Origin of the sequence: Micromonospora sp. NBC_01796, assembly GCF_035917455.1 — a bacterium.
GTDB lineage: Bacteria > Actinomycetota > Actinomycetes > Mycobacteriales > Micromonosporaceae > Micromonospora_G.
Map to the genome: position 1 here is coordinate 6,382,967 of NZ_CP109078.1, position 17,727 is coordinate 6,400,693.

General features: G+C 72.9%; 7 protein-coding genes. All 7 read left to right on the forward strand.

All coding sequences use genetic code 11. The features are described 5' to 3' along the window. The first annotated feature begins 33 nt into the window (after nucleotides 1–33). The 7 genes from OIE47_RS28775 to OIE47_RS28805 all read left to right on the forward strand — a co-directional run bounded on the left by OIE47_RS28775 (nucleotide 34) and on the right by OIE47_RS28805 (nucleotide 17,720). The gene (locus OIE47_RS28775) at nucleotides 34–3,183 is read left to right on the forward strand and encodes a DUF6603 domain-containing protein (protein ID WP_326557645.1); all 3,150 of its coding nucleotides are present in this window, start codon (nucleotides 34–36) and stop codon (nucleotides 3,181–3,183) included. Continuing rightward, nucleotides 3,180–8,504 (forward strand): DUF3892 domain-containing protein, encoded by a 5,325-nt coding sequence (locus OIE47_RS28780; RefSeq protein WP_326557646.1) that lies wholly within the window; start codon nucleotides 3,180–3,182, stop codon nucleotides 8,502–8,504. Before OIE47_RS28775 ends, OIE47_RS28780 begins: the two co-directional genes overlap by 4 nt. Continuing rightward, entirely contained in the window at nucleotides 8,504–12,934 is a 4,431-nt protein-coding gene (locus tag OIE47_RS28785; RefSeq protein WP_326557647.1) for a hypothetical protein, read from the forward strand. Before OIE47_RS28780 ends, OIE47_RS28785 begins: the two co-directional genes overlap by 1 nt. Before the next feature lie 12 nt (nucleotides 12,935–12,946). Continuing rightward, nucleotides 12,947–14,665: a hypothetical protein gene (locus tag OIE47_RS28790; RefSeq protein ID WP_326557648.1), complete on the forward strand. Its 1,719-nt coding sequence runs from the start codon at nucleotides 12,947–12,949 to the stop codon at nucleotides 14,663–14,665. Between the two features lie 41 nt (nucleotides 14,666–14,706). Then, a complete protein-coding gene (locus OIE47_RS28795) occupies nucleotides 14,707–15,714 on the forward strand; it encodes a peptidoglycan-binding domain-containing protein (RefSeq protein ID WP_326557649.1) in 1,008 nt (335 codons plus the stop codon). Between the two features lie 81 nt (nucleotides 15,715–15,795). Next, on the forward strand, nucleotides 15,796–16,878 hold the full coding sequence (locus OIE47_RS28800) for a Gfo/Idh/MocA family protein (protein WP_326557650.1): 1,083 nt from the start codon (nucleotides 15,796–15,798) through the stop codon (nucleotides 16,876–16,878). Further along, nucleotides 16,875–17,720 (forward strand): alpha/beta fold hydrolase, encoded by an 846-nt coding sequence (locus OIE47_RS28805; RefSeq protein WP_326557651.1) that lies wholly within the window; start codon nucleotides 16,875–16,877, stop codon nucleotides 17,718–17,720. The genes OIE47_RS28800 and OIE47_RS28805 overlap by 4 nt, the downstream gene beginning before the upstream one ends. Nucleotides 17,721–17,727: the final 7 nt, after the last annotated feature.

The following is a 17,727-nucleotide window of genomic DNA, read 5'->3' on the forward strand; positions in this document are numbered from 1 at the left end:
AGCCGGCCACGCCCGGCGAGAGCGGAGACTGTCGTGACCATTGACGTCAACGGGCGGGCCCTGCACCCGCTCGGCGAGGCGATCGCCGCCGCGGACTTCCCCCTGGTCGACCTGCTGCCGGCCGGGGCGTTCGACGGGATCTACTACCTGAGCGCGGAAGCCACCGTCGAGGACAAGAGCCTGGTTGTCTCGTTCGAACTGGCCTTCGAGGGCGAACTGGCGCTGACCCCGCCGGACAGCGACGTCATCGCGCTGGTCCTCGGCTCCGCCGGGGCCGGGTGGACGGGGGTACGGGCCACCGTCGCGCTCGGCGCGGAGCCGTCCATCCTGCTCGAAGGGGTCGCCCTGTCGCTGCGGCTGCGTGGTGACGTACTGCGGGATGTGGCGACCGGCGGCCCGGCCAGCATCAGTGTCACCGCCGACCTGCGGGTCTCCCCGGACGGGCTCAGCCTGGAGGGCTTCGATGGGGCGTCGCTCGCCCCGGCGTACGTCGCCGACACCGAGGTGGTCGTCCAGGCCGATCGGGTGCGGCCGGTCTTCGGCAACATCAACCCGCCCGGTTGGTTGGAGGGCCGCGACGACTTCCGTGGACTGGCCATCGACCGGCTGTCCGTCACGCTGCCCGCCGAGTATCTCGACGCCGACCCCGGCGCCGATCTGCGGCTGGAGCTGGAGCACGCCGCGATCGACGCGGACGGCTTCACCGGCAGGTTCGCCGTGGCCGCCGATCCGCAGCATCCGATCACCGGGCGGCTGTTCGGCCTCCCGTTCCGGTTCCGCGCGTTCGCCCTGGAGATCGACCGCAACGCCGTACGCGTCGCCCGGCTCGCCGTCGACCTGCGGTTGGCGGCGCTGGAACAGTCCGATCAGGAGAAGTGGGTCAGCGTCGAGGTCGGATTCGCCGCCGGCCGCAAGCTCAGCGCCGCCCTCTCGGCCGCACAACCACCTGGTACGTCCACCGACCCGGCCGCGCTGGTCTCCGTCGAGGCGGCCGGGGTGGCCCGGATCGGCCTGCGGGCGATGCGGTTGGAGGCGACCGACGGGGTGGTGGTCCTGCTCTTCTCCGGTGCGGTGACCGTCCTGGTCGGCGCGGGGGCGATCGGCTGGCCCCGGCTGGAGTTCGACGAGTTCGGCATCGGCTCCGACGGGCGGCTGATCCTGCCGGCGGACGGGATCCGGTTGCGGGGCGTACTCGCCGCCGCGTTGGGGCCGGTCAAGTTGCTGGCCGAGGGGATCGGCATCGGCAGTAACGCCGCCGGCACCGCGCTCGCGCTCAAGCCGCCGACCAGCGTCGGGATGTCGCTCGCGGCGGGACCGGTTGCCGGCGGCGGTTACCTCTTCGTCGACGAGGCCGCCGGCCAGTACGCCGGTGCCCTGAGCCTGCAGTTCGAAGCGGTCGCGGTGACCGCGGTGGGGGTCCTGGCGACCAGGAATCCCGACGGTTCACCGGTCCGGATGCCGGACGGCAGCGACGGCTTCTCCCTGCTGGTTCTCGTGTCGGCCGAGTTCACCCCGATCCAGCTCGGCTTCGGCTTCACCCTCAACGGTGTCGGCGGGCTGTTCGGCGTACACCGGACGGTCAACGTCGAGGCGCTGCGTGCCGGTGCGCGTACCGGGTCGCTGAACGCGCTGATGTTCCCGAACGACCCGGTGGGTCGGGCCGCCGAGGTGGTGGCGACCGCAGGTTCGGTCTTCCCGGTCGCGGTCGGCCGTTACGTCCTCGGCCCGATGGCCCGCCTCGGGTGGGGTACGCCCACCCTGCTCACCTTCGACCTCGGGCTGGTGCTCGAACTGCCGGCGCCGATGCGCCTGGTGGTGCTGGGACGGCTGCGGATGGCCCTGCCGGACGACAAGCATCCTCTCGTCAAGATCAATATGGATGTGCTCGGTGTCATCGACTTCGACGCCGGGGAGGCGTCGATCGACGCCTCGCTCTACGACTCCCAGGTGGTCGGCTTCCCGATCAGCGGGGACATGGCGATGCGGATGTCGTGGGGCGACCGGCCGTCGTTCGCCCTGTCAGCGGGCGGCTTCAACCCGAGGTTCCAACCGCCGCCTAACTTCCCGGCGTTGCGCCGCCTCGCCATCGCGCTGTCCGAACGGAACAACCCGAGGCTGCGGCTGGAGGCGTACCTCGCGTTGACCTCCAACACCGTCCAGTTCGGCGCCCGGCTGGAGGTGTACGCCGAAGCCGCCGGCTTCAACGTCGCCGGGATGCTCTCCTTCGACGCCCTGCTGCAACTGGCGCCGCTCGGTTTCATCGCCGACATCGCCGCCGCCGTCGCACTGCGCCGGGGCAGCCGGGAGCTGATGGCGGTCTCGCTCCAGGTCACGCTCAGCGGGCCACGTCCGTGGCGAGCCCGGGGCAAGGCCAGGTTCAAGGTCCTGTTCGTCAGCGCGTCGGTCGCCTTCGACGTGTCGATCGGGTCGCGTACGCCACCGCCGTTGCCCACCCCGTTCGACGTCGGAGGCGAGCTGGCCCAGGCCCTCGGCGACCCCCGCAACTGGACCGCCCAGCTCCCGCCACGGGACGAGGCGCTGGTCACGCTGCGCCGGATCGACGTCGCCGACCGGCAACTGCTGGCCCACCCGCTCGGCGCCATCGCGGTCACCCAGCAGGTCGCACCGCTCGGCCTGGACATCAACCGGTACGGCACCTCACCCGTCACCCGCGCGGGAGCCTTCACCATCGAGTCGGTCCGGTTCGGTGACGCCGGTGGCAGTGCCGGCAAGGCGACGTACGAGCACTTCGCGCGGGCGCAGTTCCAGGACCTGACCGACGACGAGAAACTATCGACGCCGTCGTTCGAGCTGATGGAGGCGGGTCGCAGCTTCGGCGCACCCGAGGTGAAATTCGACGACGCCCCGCCACCGCCGCTGCCGCTGGGCTACCTGGAGCCGATCATCGTAGACCGGCCGGAATCCGTGGAGCGGGCGAAATCCGCCGCCCGGCCCGGAGTCGGCGACCGGGCCGAATTCGTCGGCCGGATCCGGCGGGTCGGGTCTGCGGTGGTCCGGCCGGTGGACGGGCCGACGCTGCTGCGGCTGTCGCGTACCAGCCCGGCCGCGCTGGCGCCGACCCGGACCACCGGGCGGGCCGCGTACCGCACCGGAGCGGGGCCGCTGGTGCGTTTCATCGAGCCGGTCACCGGTTCACCCACATCCGAGGAGGCACGCCGGTGACGGCGCAACTGCACTTTCTGGCCTACGTCCGGCAGGGGCTGGCCGCAGCCGGCGTGGCGCCGGACCCGATCGTGTCGGACATCCCGGCCCGGCCACCGATCCAGGTCGGCGTACGGCTGACCGGCCACGAGGAGGAGCACTTCGACGTACGGCTCTACGGCCCCGGCGACGTACGCGGGGTCGACACCCGGCAGGTGATCCGGATGGACCCGCCGCCCGGTTCGCACGACTTCGAACCGAACAACCTGGTCACGATCGAGTTCGACCGGCCGGACTTCCCGTGGCTGTTCACCCCGGCGAGCAAGGGAGACCGGCAACGGTTGCGCCCCTGGCTGTTCCTGGTGGTGGTCCCGGTCGCCGACTCCGAACTGCGTACGGACACCGGCGCGCCGCTGCCCGTACTGGAGTGTGACCGGGCCGACCTGCCCGACCTCGCCGAGTCGTGGGCCTGGGCCCACGCCCAGGTCGCCACCGCCGACGACACCGACACCGTCGCCTCGGTGCTGGCCGGTGACCCGGCACTTACCCTGTCCCGGCTGATCAGCCCGCGCCGGCTCGCCTCCGGTGTCACCTACCGGGCGTGCCTGGTGCCCGCCTTCGAACCCGGCCGGCTCGCCGGACTCGGCCTGGACGTCGACGACACCGCCGCCCTCGGCCCAGCCTGGCGCACCGGCGAGGGGGCCGCACCACCGCTGCCGGTCTACCACTCCTGGGAGTTCTCCACCAGCGACGACGGCGACTTCCAGTTGCTCGCCAGCCGGTTGGAGCCACGGGCCCTCGGCGCCGACGTCGGGCTGCGTCCGGTGTGGATCGGCCGGTCCGGGATGCCGGACCTGGATCCGGCCGTACCCACGGTCAGCCTCGGCGTCGAGGGCGCGCTGCGCGGCGCGACGACCATGCCGAGCCGGTGGGCGGCCGAGTCCCGGGAACCGGTCCAGGCGCTGCTGCGCGAGCTGACCACCGACACCGGCACCCGGCTCGGGCCACCGGTCTACGGCGGCCACTACGCCGAGCTGGACCGGATCCCCGGTGACGCGCAACCCCCGCACTGGCTGCGTGAACTGAACCTCGACCCCCGGCACCGAATCGCCGCCGCACTCGGCACCCGGGTCGTACGCGAACAGCAGGAAACCCTGATGGCCGCCGCCTGGGAGCAGGCCGCCGAGGTCCAGCGGGCCAACGAGGCGCTGCGCCAGGCACAGCTCGCCGCGGAGGCGAGCCGGTCGACGTACGAGCGGCGGATCGTGGCCGGGGCGGCGTCGGTGGGCGGCGCGGCCGTGCCGTCGACGGACGCCGGCCCGCTCCCGCCCGGCCGGCTGCTCCAGGTCAGCGGCGCCGTCCTGGACTCCGTGACCGTCACCCCGCGCAGCAAGAAGCGCATCGGCGACGAACTGGGGCACAACCCGACGGCGGCGGCGACCCTGTCCGCCACCTTCCGCCGGATCGCCCGACCGCACGGTCCGGTCGCCCGCCGGCTCGGCGCCGACGCCCTCGACGGGCTGGTCGAAGCGGCCGGCGACAACCAGGTACGGGCCACCCCGCCGCAACGCGAACCCGCCGGCACGGTGCTGTTCGACACCGTCGCCGGTCCCGACAACGTCTCCTTCGACCGGATCGACGCGCAGGTCGACGACAACGCCCGGTGGTGGCACTGGCCGCCGGCCGCCGCGACCCTCGCGGCGGACCAGGCACAGCCGCAGACCGAGCCCGCACCGGTCGCGCCACGGCTGCCGCCGGAGAACCCGGAGTGGCCCCCGGAGGACCCCGACTGGCCGCCGGAGGACCCCGACTGGCCGCCGGAGGACCCCGACTGGCCCCCGCCCCCACCACCACCGCCGGTCGAGCCGCTGCCGGTGTCGTACCCGGACAGCGGCCCGCTGCCGGCGGGTGTGCCCGGCCAACCGACCGGGCTGCCGGCGGCCGTGCTGAGCGGACCCGGCCCGGTGCTCGACGACCGCCGCACGTACGTCAGCAGCGGCGACGGTCGCCTCTTCGAGCTGTACCACGACGGTGGACGCTGGCTCTGGTCCGACCACGGCACCCCGCCGGGCACCCAGGCCGCCGGGGTCGAACCCGGCGCGGCCATGGACGGCGGACGGCGGTTCTTCGTCGCCTCGGTCCAGGGCGCCCTGTTCGAGCACTACTGGGAGAGCGACCGGTGGCTGTGGCGCAAACACCCGTCGCCGCCGAACACCTACGGGCTCGGCAGCGCCCCGTCCCTGGTGCTGAACAACCAGAGCCTGTTCGTCGCCGAAACCACGAACGGCAACACCAACAGCAAGGTCGCCCGGCTCTGGGAACGTCGCCGCGACGGCAACCAGTGGAGCTGGGTCGACCACGGCAACCCCGGCGGCACCGAACGGATCACCGCCAATCCGGGAGCGGCGCACGGCAACACCCGGTTCTTTGTCGTCACCGACGCCGGCAACCTGTGGGAACGGGGCTGGAACGGCACCCGCTGGCTCTGGATCGCGCACGGCCGCCCGGCCGACACCGTGGTCGCCGACCTCGGCCCGTCCGTCGGTACGACCAGCGTGTTCGTGAAGACCCGCGACGGCCGGCTGTTCGAACGGATCTGGTCCGGTACCGGCGCCTCCTGGCAGGACCACGGCAAGCCGTCCGGTGTCGACCTGGCCAACATGACGTACGCGGTGATGCAGGTCGGGGAGGAGACGTCGCTCTTCGTCGGCGGGGTCGACGGCGGACTGCACCAGCGACGCCGGGTCGGTGCCTCCGGGGCGTGGGAGTGGCGCAACCTCGGCACCCCGCCCGGCACCAGGGTCATGCAGCCGCCGGGCGCGGCGATGCCGTCCCGGTCGGTCCTCTTCGTCAGCGCCAGCGACGGGCGCGTCCACCCCGTACGCAAGGACGGTGACATCTGGCGGTGGGGCGACCCGCTGCCGCTGCTCGACTCGCGTGGCTCCGGACCCGTCAACGCGGAACCGGCGCCCCACATCCGGTGGGCGCTCCCGCTCGGCTTCCTGTCCAACCTCGTCGCCGCCCACGTCGACAACCCGGCCGGCGACAACACCGTCTACCACCGCGTTGGTCGGGACCTCGGTTTCGAGGCCGAGGTACGCGGCGGCTGGTCACCGCACCTCGCCAAGCCCGGCGGGATCGGCGCGGAAACCCAGGGGCTGGGCGTCGCGGTCGCCGACATCAAGGGCCGGGGGCAGCAGCTCGACCTGGTCCTGATGTGGGTGGAGAACCCGGCCGGCGCGAACACGATCTGCTACCAGGTGGGCTGGAACCTCGGCCCGACCGGTGAGGTCACCGGTGGTTGGGGACCGGTTCACCGGATTCCGGCCGAGGTTGCCGCCGAGGTGCAGGGCGCCGACCTCGCCCTGGCCGACCTCGACGGCGACGGCCGCCCCGAACTGGTGCTGGCGTACGCGACCGGTGGGGCGAACCCGACGCTCTACTACCGGATCGGCTGGCGACTCGGGGACCAGGGCGAGATCACCGGGGGCTGGTCGGACTCGGTGCAGGTGCCGTGGGCGACCTCCGGCCCGATCAGGGGCGTCGGTGTGGCCGTCGCCGACCTCGACGACGACCGGATCCCGGACATCGTCGTACTCACCCTCGAACCGCGCGGCGGGCAGACCCGGGCGGTCTACCGGGTCGGTCGGCGGATCAACCCCCGTGGCCAGGTGGTCGGCGGGTGGGCGCCGGAGAAGGAGGCCGGGGGCGACCCGCTGCCGGCCGAGCACCAGGGCGCCGGGATCGCGGTCATCGACGTCACCGGCACCCACCAACCGGATCTGGTGCTGTTCCACGTCGACAGCTCCGGCGCCGAGAACCGCGGCTACTACCGGGTCGGTTGGGACCTCAACCACTTCGGCGTGGCCCGGCGGTGGTCCGCCGACGCCCCGGTCTCCGGCTGGTTCGGCGGGCAGGGGCAGGGGGCGGCGATCACCATCGCCGACCTGAACCCGGCGCTGGTCACGGTTCGCCGGACCATGGGCGACGCGTTCGCCGCCGCCGCCGGCCGCCACCAGACCAAGGTCCTCGCCGCGCAGGACCTGGTGGACGAGCCGGACCCGGACCAGGTGGACGCCGCCGCGATGGCGGCCCGGGTCGCCACCGCCCTGCACCCGGTCGCCGGCATCACCGAGCGGATGACCGCCCGGCTGGCCCTGCCCGGTACGGACACCCTCGAATCCCTGGACCAGTTGGTCGTGGTGCCGAGCTTCCCCCGACCGATGTACGAGGCCGTACGCGAACTGTCACCGGAGATCCTCTTCCCCGGTGCGTCCCAGATCCCACCGGAGACCGTCACCCTGCTGCGGGTCAACGCCTCCTTCGTGGAGTCGTTCATGGTCGGGCTCAACTCGGAACTCGCCCGCGAGATGCTCTGGCGGCGTTTCCCGACCGACCCGAGGGCCACCTTCTTCCGCCAGTTCTGGGACGTCCGGTCCGCGTCACCGTCGGTCGGACCGCTCTCCGACCTGCCACCGATCGCCGGCTGGGCCGACGAGAACCAGCTCGGCGAGAACGCCACCGCCGTCGGCGCCGGGGACCTGCTCGTGGTCCTCGTCCGGGGCGAACTGCTGCGGCGCTACCCCGGCACCGAGATCTACGTACAGAAAGCGGAGTACGCACCGGACGGAACCCGGCGGCTGCTGCCGGAGACCCGGGCACCGCAGTTCACCGGCCGGCTCGACCCGGACATGCACTTCTTCGGCCTGCCGCTGAGCGTCTCGGACGCCATCGGCGACAGCGAGAAGGCCGGCTGGTTCGTGGTGTTCCGGCAACCGCCCGTCGACGCCCGGTTCGGGCTGAACGCGGCACCGAGCGAAGCACCGTACGGAGGCAACCCCGCCACCTGGTCCGACCTGCACTGGCGGCACCTGTCGGCCGACGAGGCGGCGGACCGGGCACTGCGGCACGTGCAACTCGCCGGTGGGCTCGCCGACCTGCGGCTGGACGAGGTCGGGTGGAACCACAACGGCGCCCACCAGGCACGGATCGTCTACCAGCCACCGGTCCTGGTGGCGGTGCACGCCACCGACATGGTGCCGCCGATCGACGACACCTGGCAGGTGGACGCGATCGTCCGGCGCGCCGACGGGCTGCCGCAGCACCGGATCGTGGCCCTCGCCGGGACCCGCTCCGACGGGACCCCGTGGCGGATGGACACCGACGACGTGATCGCCGCGATCGCCCGGCACGAACGGTTCATGGTCGAACGCCCGGTCGGAGACCGGGTACGCGTACGGGTCTCCCGGACCGGACAGGGGCGCCCGTACCTGACCACCGAGGCCGACGGCGACCTGCCGAACAACCTGCTATCCCTGCCCGAACTGGCCGAGGACGCGTGATGACCGCACCAAACCCCCTGTGGAACCTGCCGACCGAGTGGCCCGTAGCGCTGCTGCCCGTACGCCTGGAGACCCGGTTCGTCGACGTCGGTTCCGGCCGTACGGAGCTGTGGCTGCGGATCCTGCCCGACGTCCTGCACGTCGACACCCACCAGCCGGAACTGACCGACGACGAGGTGGCGTGGGGCAGGCAGTACTGGATCGACGTGTGGCGGGCCGGACGGAAGACGACCGACGAGGTCACCGCCTGGCACCGGTTGTGCCAGCTCGTCGACCCGGAACGGGCCGCCTGGATCGCCCGGGTGATGGAACCGGCGCAGACCGGACGGCCGGACCGGCCCGTACCCCCGGACCAGCCGCTGCCCCACGACCCGGAGTTCCCACCGGCGCCCGGTGGCGGCGACCCGTGGGACCGGGCGCCGGTCGCCCGCGCCCTGCCCAGCCAGTGGCAGGTCACCCTCTGGCGCGACGGCGTGCCCCCGGTGTACGCGCAGTCCGAGCCGGTCACCCGGCCCCTGGTCGTCGGCCCACCGGCCAACCTCGACCTCACCGACGTCGGAAACGACGAGCCGCCCGTGGACGACAACAGCCGCTGGCTGGTCGACTTCCCGGCGGCGGTCGACGCCGGCATGGCGTTGCGCATCCCGCTGCCCCCGGCGATGGCCGTGGGCGGCATCGACCGGCTCCTGGTCTTCGGAGTCGACGACGACCCGGCGGCCGAGGCCGACGGGATCCCCGCCCGAGGCGGCCGGATCCTCGGGGAACTGCTCGACGCCCACTTCCACACCCACGGCCTCAGCTTCGTCGCCCCGGGTACGCCGACGAACAGCACCGCCGGTGCCCGGTCCGGCTACCGGTCCGGGGACCCCGAGTACGCCGACCTGATCCGGGTCGGACACGGCCAGCAGGCACCGCCGCAGGTCGACGCCGACGCACCGGTCACCGCGCTCGCCCTCGGTGTCGCACCCGTCGCCGAGGCCGGGGACCCGCTCCACCTGGCCCGGGGTGCCGCCGCGACCACCTCGCCACGGGCACTGGTCCGGGCCGAGCACCGGCCCGACGGGCCACCCGCCGACCCTGCGCTCGCCGAGGTCTCCCAGTCCGCCGGCGCCCGGCACATGAACACCGTCACCTGGGCGGCCACCTGGGGATACTTCCTCAGCGACCTGCTCACCGGTGTGGTGGGCGAGGACCACATCCGGTACGGCCGGCAGCACTTCGTCGACCACGTACGCGCCGCCGGGCCGGTGCCGACGCTGCGGATCGCCGAACAGCCGTACGGGATCCTGCCGGTGACCGCCCTGAACCGGTGGACCGGCGACGACCCCCGCGACAACACGCTGGTCGAGTTCCTGAGAACGCTCCGGGACCAGGTGTGGAAACCGTCCGCGACCGAGACCGAGGAGAGCACCGGGCTGCCGGGCGTACCCCGCATCGGTGGCCCCGGCGACCCGCGCGAGGTGCTGCTGCGGATCCTCGCCCAGGCACCGCTGGGCCGCGAATGGCGGGTACGCAGCCTCCTCGGCATGGAGTACGTCACCTACCTGTGGCGGTTCCTCCGACTCGACCTCGACGAGGGCTGGCGGGAGCGGCAAGCGCTGGCACCGAACCAGCTCCTGACCGACCTGGACCTGCCCTGGCAGCCCCGCGTCGCCAGTGCGGTCTTCGCCGAGGGCGCGCACCGCATCGGCGGGCAGCTGGTGAACCCGCCGGCACCCTCGACCGTGGCCGGTTACCTGGACTGGCTCGGCGACCCGGCACGCACCTGGAACGAACTGCGTGACCGGGCGGAGACCGACGGCACCGCCACCCCGCTGCTCTACCGGATGCTCCGGCAGTCCGCACTGGCCGAGTACGCCACCGGCGCCCGCCGGTTGCAGGCCGCCAGGGCACCGCTGTCGGCTGACGCGTACCGGGATGCCGAACTTGTCGACATCCGCCCGGACCGGGTCAGTTGGCCGCTCTGGCGCCAGCTCGAACGGGTGATCCCGTTGCCGGGCGGCGGATCCGGTGCTGTCGGCGACTACCTGCGGGGCGCGCCGGACAGCGAGCTGAGCGCCTTCCGGGACAGCGCCCGGGCGCTGGCCGCGTACCCGGCCGCCGACCTGGAACGGCTGCTCGCCGAGGCGATCGACCTGAGCTCGTACCGGCTCGACGCGTGGCTGACCTCGTTCGCCACCAAACGGCTGGCCACCATGCGGGCCGCCCGGCCGCGCGGGGTGCACCTCGGCGGTTACGGCTGGGTCGAGAACCTGCGCCCCCGTACCGTCGCCCCGGCACCGGTGACGGACCCGCCGCCGGACGAGGCGGGACAACTGTGGGAGGGAGCGCCGGACGCCGGTTACGTACACGCCCCGTCGCTGCCCCAGGCGGTGACCGCCGCCGTGCTCCGGGCCGGCTACCGGGCACACACCGGGACCGGCGACAACCCCCTCGCCGTGGACCTGACCGCGGACCGGGTCCGGCTCGCCGGCTGGTTGCTCGACGGCGTACGCCAGGGCCAGCCGCTGACCGAGCTGCTCGGCTACCGGTTCGAGCGCCAGCTCCAGGACCACCCGAGGGTGCTGGAGCAGTACCTGCCCCGGCTGCGGGAGATCGCACCCGTGCACGTCACCCGGATCGAAACCGACACCCGACCACGGGAGACGGTGGCGGCGACAACCGTGGTGGACGGGCTCGACCTGCACCAACGGTGGCGCGACGGCTCGATCGACTGGGCCGGTGACCCGGCACTGCCGGATCCGGGCAGCCCCGACCACAACGCCGTCGCGACCGTGCTCGGCTCGCTCGGCGAGGCGATCGACGCGGTCGCCGACGCCCTGCTCGCCGAGGGGGTCCACCACGCCGCGCAGGGCAACCCGATGCGCAGCGGCGCCACCCTGGACGCCGCGTCGCGCGGCGACGTACCAGCGTCCGAGCTGGAGTTCGCCCGGACCCCGCGTACCGGGATGGCGTTGACCCACCGGATCGCGCTGGTGGCGAACAACTGGCCGGACCGGTCGGCGTCGTGGCCGGTCGTTGGGCGCAGCCCCCGCTCGGCGGCAGAACCCCACCTGGAAGCCCTGGTCGCCGGGCTCCTTCCGGCACCCGCGTCGGTGCGCTGCGAGGTCGAATGGGCGGCCGGACAGACGACGCTCACCACCGAGATCACCCTCGACAGGCTCGGCCGCTGCGCGCTGGACCTGCTCGCCCTCGCCGACGTCAGCGAGCCGACCGCCGACGGCGAACTCGCGGCCCGGATCCTGGACGCCGCCGCCACCGACGGCCCGCCGGCGGGCGCCGACGGGACCCGACCCCACCGGGTACGCCCCGGCCGTGCTCCCCAGTGGGCGGACAACGTGCTGGGGCTGGAGGAGTTCGCCGAGATCGCCCGCGCGGTCCGGGAACTCGTCGGCTCCGCCCGCCCCGTCACCCCGGCCGACCTGGCGCCGGGCGGCGACGAACCGGATGACGGGGTGGCCGACACCGATCTCGCCACCCGCGCCGACACCGCCTCGGCACTGCTCACCCAACTCCACCTCGACCTGACCACGCAGAACCCGGCCGGGGTGGCGGCCGCGCTCGACCTCGCCGCCGGGATCGGGGTGCTCGGTGCGTACGTCGGCCCCGACGCCACCCCGGCGGCACTGCTCGCCCGGGCCCGTACGGTCGCCGCCGAGGTCGGTGCCCGAACCGCCGAACTGACCGCGCTGACCATCAACCGGGGTACGGCCACCGCCGCCGAACTGCGCGACCACGACGTGGCCCGGCTCCGGGCCGTCTTCGGACCGGACTTCCGGGTCCTGCCCAGGTTCACCCTCACCGGCTCGACGGCACTTGCGACCTCGCTCGCGGCGAGCACCGAACTTCAGGGCGGTGACCCGTACGAGGCCACCGACTGGCTCACCGACGCCGCCCCGGTCCGCCCCGGTGCCGACCGCCTGGAAGCCGTACGCGGCTACACCCAGGCGGTACACCCGGACCGGCAGCAGCCGCTGCGGGTCGCCCAACTGCCGTACACGCCGGGGGACCGGTGGCTGGCACTGAAGTTCACCGGGGAACGGCCGGACGGGGTCGGGCTCTCCCTGGTGGTCGACGCACCCGCCGACCTCGACCCGACCGCGCCGCTGCGCGGACTGATGGTGGACGAATGGGTGGAGGTCCTGCCCAACGACGCCGAGACCACCGGAGTGTCGTTCCACGCCGAAACACCGGGACAGGTCGCGCCACAGGCGATCCTGCTCGCCGTCCCCGCCGACGACGCACCGGTCTGGACCCGCGACGCCCTCGAACAAACCCTGGTCGAAACGCTCGAACTCGCCCCGCTGCGGGCCGTCGACGTCGCCACCCTCGGCGAGGTCGGCCAGTTCCTGCCGGCCCTCTACTTCCCGCTCAATGTCGACGGCCAAACCGCCTCGACCGACTTCACCCGTACCGTTCCGGCGGGCTAAGGAGCAGCACAGATGCCCTCTGTCACCTCGTGGACCCGGATCGAACCGGGATCCCGCAACGACAACCTGGCCCCCGGCCTACAGGCCAGGGTGCACGACCCGCTCTGGCTGCTCGCCCGGCAGTGGCAACTCGGGGAGTTCACCGGCGAGGACGCCGGCTCCCCGGCCTCGGTACGGATCCAGGCACAGGTCACCCCGGTCACCACCTACCGGCCGTACGGCGGTTCCGAGCAGCCGTACGACCGGGGCCGGCCACTGGAGTCGGTGGTCGAGTCCGGCTCCGGCGGGCAGCTCACCGACCCGCGTACCGCCGCCCGGACCGGTCAACACTTCCTGCGGCTGCTCGCCGAACGACCCGCCCTGGCCGCCTACGGTCAGCTCTTCGCGCAGGCGTACCCGGTGGTTGTCGACGAGCAGGGGTCGGCGGCGCTCGACGAGCGCGGCCGGCGGTGGCTGGCCGTGATGGGTCGGCGGGCGGCGAGCGGCGCCGCACTGCTGCCCGTGCTCCGGGCCCTGGTCGACCACGGCACACCACCGCCCCGGCCGGCGCTGCCGACGTCGATCCTGCCCGACCTGACCGAATGCGCCCGGACCTGGCTGGACTGGCTCGACCGGCTCGACCTGGCCGGAAACGATCCGGCCACATCACCGCCCGCCTGGCAGGCCGAACGGATGGAGTACCGGTTCGATCTCGCCGCGCCCACCACCGACGGCCCCACCGTCCTGTCCGCCACCGAGTACGACGGCGGCCGGCTCGACTGGCACTCCTTCGGCCACGACACCTCGGCCACCGCCGAACTGCCGGCGGGCGAGGAGACGGAGATCGTGGTCCGGACCGTCCTGCCCGCCCCGGCCAGCTATCCGGGAATGCCGGCGCCACGGTGGTGGGAGTTCGAGGACGCCCGGGTCGACTTCGGCCGGGTCGAGGCCGAACCGACCGACCTGCACCGGCTGCTCCTGGTCGAGTACGCCACCGTCTACAGCAACGACTGGTACCTGCTCCCGCTGACCGTTCCGGTCGCCAGCGTCGTGCAGATCCGCTCCCTGGTCGTCACCGACACCTTCGGCTTCCGCACCCTCGTACGGATGGCCGGCGCCCTGCCCGACGACGGCCAGGACTGGAGCCTGTTCCGGCACACGGTGACCGGCCCCGGCGCGGCGGCGAACCACGGCCGGTCCGACTTCCTCCTGGTCGCCCCCGCCATCGCGGACAGCCTGGACAGCGCCCCGGTGGAGGAGGTCCGGATGTTCCGGGACGAGATCGCCAACGTGGCCTGGGCGGTGGAGACCACGGTCGAGGGGGCCACCGGGCGGCCGTTGCGCCGCCACGAGACCGCCGAGCCGGCCGAGCCGTCCCCACCCGCCGAGGACGACCCCGCCGGCGCCCACTACCGGCTGGCCACCTCGGTACCGGAGCACTGGTTCCCGCTGCTCCCGGTCGAGCCGACCCGAGGCGCGTACCGGTACCGCCGGGGCGGGGTTCCCCGGCGCCGGGACGGGGAGACGGTGGTGCCCCGGCCGCTCGGTCAACTGCTCGAACCCGACCGCGACCTGCTCATCCACGAGGAGGAGGTGCCGCGCGACGGGCTGCACGTCACCCGGTTCCGGCAGCGGGCCCGCTGGTCGGACGGTTCGACGCACAACTGGACCGGGCGGCGCAAGCGACCCGGCCGGGGCGAGGGCGCAAGCGGCCTGCTCTTCGACGTGATCACCGACCCCACCGACAACTGAGCACAGCAGAACCGTGCCCACCGACAATTGAAGGAGGAACCATGAGCAGCCTCGCCACCGCCGTCGACCCCGACCGGATGTACGAGGACGACGACCCGGAGAGCCGGATCGGGGAGCCGGTCGAGTACGACCTCTACGACCACGAGGAACAGGAACAGCCGACCGAGGAGCCGCCCGGCCTAACGGCGGGATACCACCTGGCGCCGACGTTGAAGGTGCTCCGCGACGAGGTCGACCGCCGGTGGCCGCACCGGGACCGGGCCTCGGACGGCTGGATCGGCGACGCGGCGCACCAGGCGACCAAATCGGACCATGTGCCGGATTCGGACAACCGGTCGGTGAACGCGCTGGACATCGACAAGGACGGCATCGACCCGATGCTGGTCGTCCGGATGTGCATCGCCCACCCGTCCACCCAGTACGTCATCTTCGACCGGACGATCTGGAGCCGGACCCGGAAGTTCGCCGCGGCCCGCTACACCGGCAGCAACCCGCACGACAAGCACCTGCACGTGAGCGTCAGCCACACCCGCTCGTTGGAGACCAGCACCCGAGGCTGGGGGATCGCCGACGCCGTGGTGCCGAAGCTCGGCGACCGGGTGCTGCGCAAGGGCAGTCAGGGCAGCGACGTACGCGAGTTGCAGACGCTCGCCAACCGGCTTGGCGCGAAGCTGACGGTGGACGGCGACTTCGGCCCCAAGACCGACACCTGGGTACGGAGCTTCCAGAAGTCACACCGGCTGACCGTGGACGGGGCGGTCGGCGCGCAGACGGTGGCCGCACTGCGGGAGGCGACCAAGCCGGCACCCGCCCCGCAGCCCACCGGCCGGGCACCCGGTTCGCGTACGCTGCGCCGTTCGATGACCGGGGACGACGTGGCGTTCGTGCAGCGGTTCATCGGCGAGCAGCGCTGTGGCCGGCCCACCGGGGTCTTCGACGCGAAAACCGAGGCGGGCGTGCGGTGGTACCAGGGCATGCGCGGGATCGCCGTCGACGGGGTGGTCGGCCCGCAGACCTGGCGACAGATGCAGGTACGGGTGACGTACTGAGAGCGCGCCGGTGCCGTGGCCGTACGAAGGGCTGCGGCGCCGGCCGCCCGTCCCGAACCGTTGGTGATCTAGGGTGGCCGGATGACGGGCCGGATGTCGTTCGTGTTGGTCGGTTTCGGTTACCGGGCGGAGGCGTTCTGGCGGCTGTCCACCGCACTGCCCGACGTGACCTGCGTCGGCGCGGTGGTCCGTACGCCCAGGACCCTGCCGGTGCCGGCCTTCGGCTCGCTCGCCGACTGCCTGGAGTCGGTCCGGCCGGACTTCGTGGTGACCGCCCTGCCACGGTCCGCGAACCCGGGGATCCTGGTCGACGCGGTCGCCCGTGGGGTGCCGGTGCTGACCGAGACGCCGCCCGCCCCGGACCTGCCGGGTCTGCGTGCCCTGTGGGCCGCCGTCGGCGGGTCCGGGCTGGTGCAGGTCGCCGAGCAGTACCTGCTGATGCCCGCGCACGCGGCGCGGCTGGCGGCGGTCCGTTCCGGGATCATCGGTACGCCCACCCAGGTGCAGGTGTCCTCGACCCAGCAGTACCACGCGGTCTCCCTGATCCGGGGTCTGCTCGACGCCGGTCACGCCCCGGCGACGGTGCGTGCCTCCCGGACCACGGCACCGCTGCTCGACCCGCAGAACCGGGCCGGTTGGACCGACGACCAGGTACCGAAGCCCGCCGCCACCACCATCGCCACCGTGGACTTCGGCGGTGGGCGTTCCGGTCTGTACGACTTCACCGACAACCAGACGCGCAACCAGTTGAGGTTCCGGCGCATCCTGGTTCGCGGGACCCATGGCGAGCTGCGTGACGACGAGGTTGTGCACCTGCCGGCGCCGCGTACGATCGTCCGCTCGCCCCTGGTGCGGCGGCAGACCGGGCACGATCTGGACCTCGACGGCTTCGACACCGGGACGATCACGCTCGGCTCCGAGGTGCTGTACCGCAACCCGTATCCCGGTCATCGGTGGAACGACGACGAGATCGCCACCGCCACGATGCTCCGGGCGATGGCCGCCTGGGTACGTGGCGAGGGACCGCCGCCGTACCCGCTGGCCGAGGGGGCGCAGGATCACCTGATCGCACTCGCGATCGAGCAGGCCGCCGACAGCGACCGTACGGTCACCACGACCGCGCAGGCGTGGACCTCGTCGATCGGTGGCATCATTTCCGGATGACCGCCCCGACCTTCGTTTTTGTCCACGGTGCCGCCAGCAACTCGTTCACCTGGGCACCCATGCAGCGGGAGCTGGCCCTGCGCGGGCATCGTTCGCTCGCGGTCGACCTGCCCGGACACGGGTTCGGTGCGACGTTCCCGGTGGCGTACCAGGCGCCGCAGGATCTCGCCGGCCTGGCGACCGCGCCGAGCGCGATGGCCGGCATCGGACACGCGGACAACGTGGCCCACGTCCTGGACGTGGTCAAGCGGGTACGCGAGCACGGACCGGTGATCCTGGTCGGTCACAGCCGGGGTGGGCTCACCCTGACCGGGGTCGGCAACGCCGCTCCGGAGCTGGTGGACCGGTTGGTCTACATCTCGGCGTGGTGCTGCGTCGACGACACCCCGGCCGGCTACCAGACCTCGGCGGAGAACGCGTCGAGTGCGTTGGCCGGCGTCGGACGTCTGATCGCCGCGAATCCGGCGGAACTCGGTGCGTTGCGTTTCAACTGGCGTACCGCCGATCCCGAACTGCTCGCGAAGCTCCGGGAGGCGACGCTGGCCGACGGCACCGACGACGAGTTTTACGGGTATCTGAACACCCTGGAGCCGGACGAGGGTCTGGACGCCGGTGAGGAGCGGGTCGACGCCGGGACCTGGGGCCGGATTCCGCGTACGTACGTGCGGCTCACCGCCGACCGGTCGGTGCCGATCGCGCTCCAGGACCGGTTCATCGCCGAGGCGGACGCGCTGACTCCCGACAACCGGTTCGACGTCCGGTCGCTCGATGTCAGCCACGCCGGTGTACTGGTCCGCCCCGGCGAGGCTGCGGCCCTGCTCTCATCCCTGGTGCGGGGGTGACCGCCCG

Coding starts and splice junctions, on each gene's coding strand:
- OIE47_RS28790 (WP_326557648.1), top strand. CDS start 12,947: ATGCCCTCTGTCACCTCGTGGACCCGGATCGAACCGGGATCCCGCAAC.
- OIE47_RS28805 (WP_326557651.1), top strand. CDS start 16,875: ATGACCGCCCCGACCTTCGTTTTTGTCCACGGTGCCGCCAGCAACTCG.
- OIE47_RS28800 (WP_326557650.1), top strand. CDS start 15,796: ATGACGGGCCGGATGTCGTTCGTGTTGGTCGGTTTCGGTTACCGGGCG.
- OIE47_RS28795 (WP_326557649.1), top strand. CDS start 14,707: ATGAGCAGCCTCGCCACCGCCGTCGACCCCGACCGGATGTACGAGGAC.
- OIE47_RS28785 (WP_326557647.1), top strand. CDS start 8,504: ATGACCGCACCAAACCCCCTGTGGAACCTGCCGACCGAGTGGCCCGTA.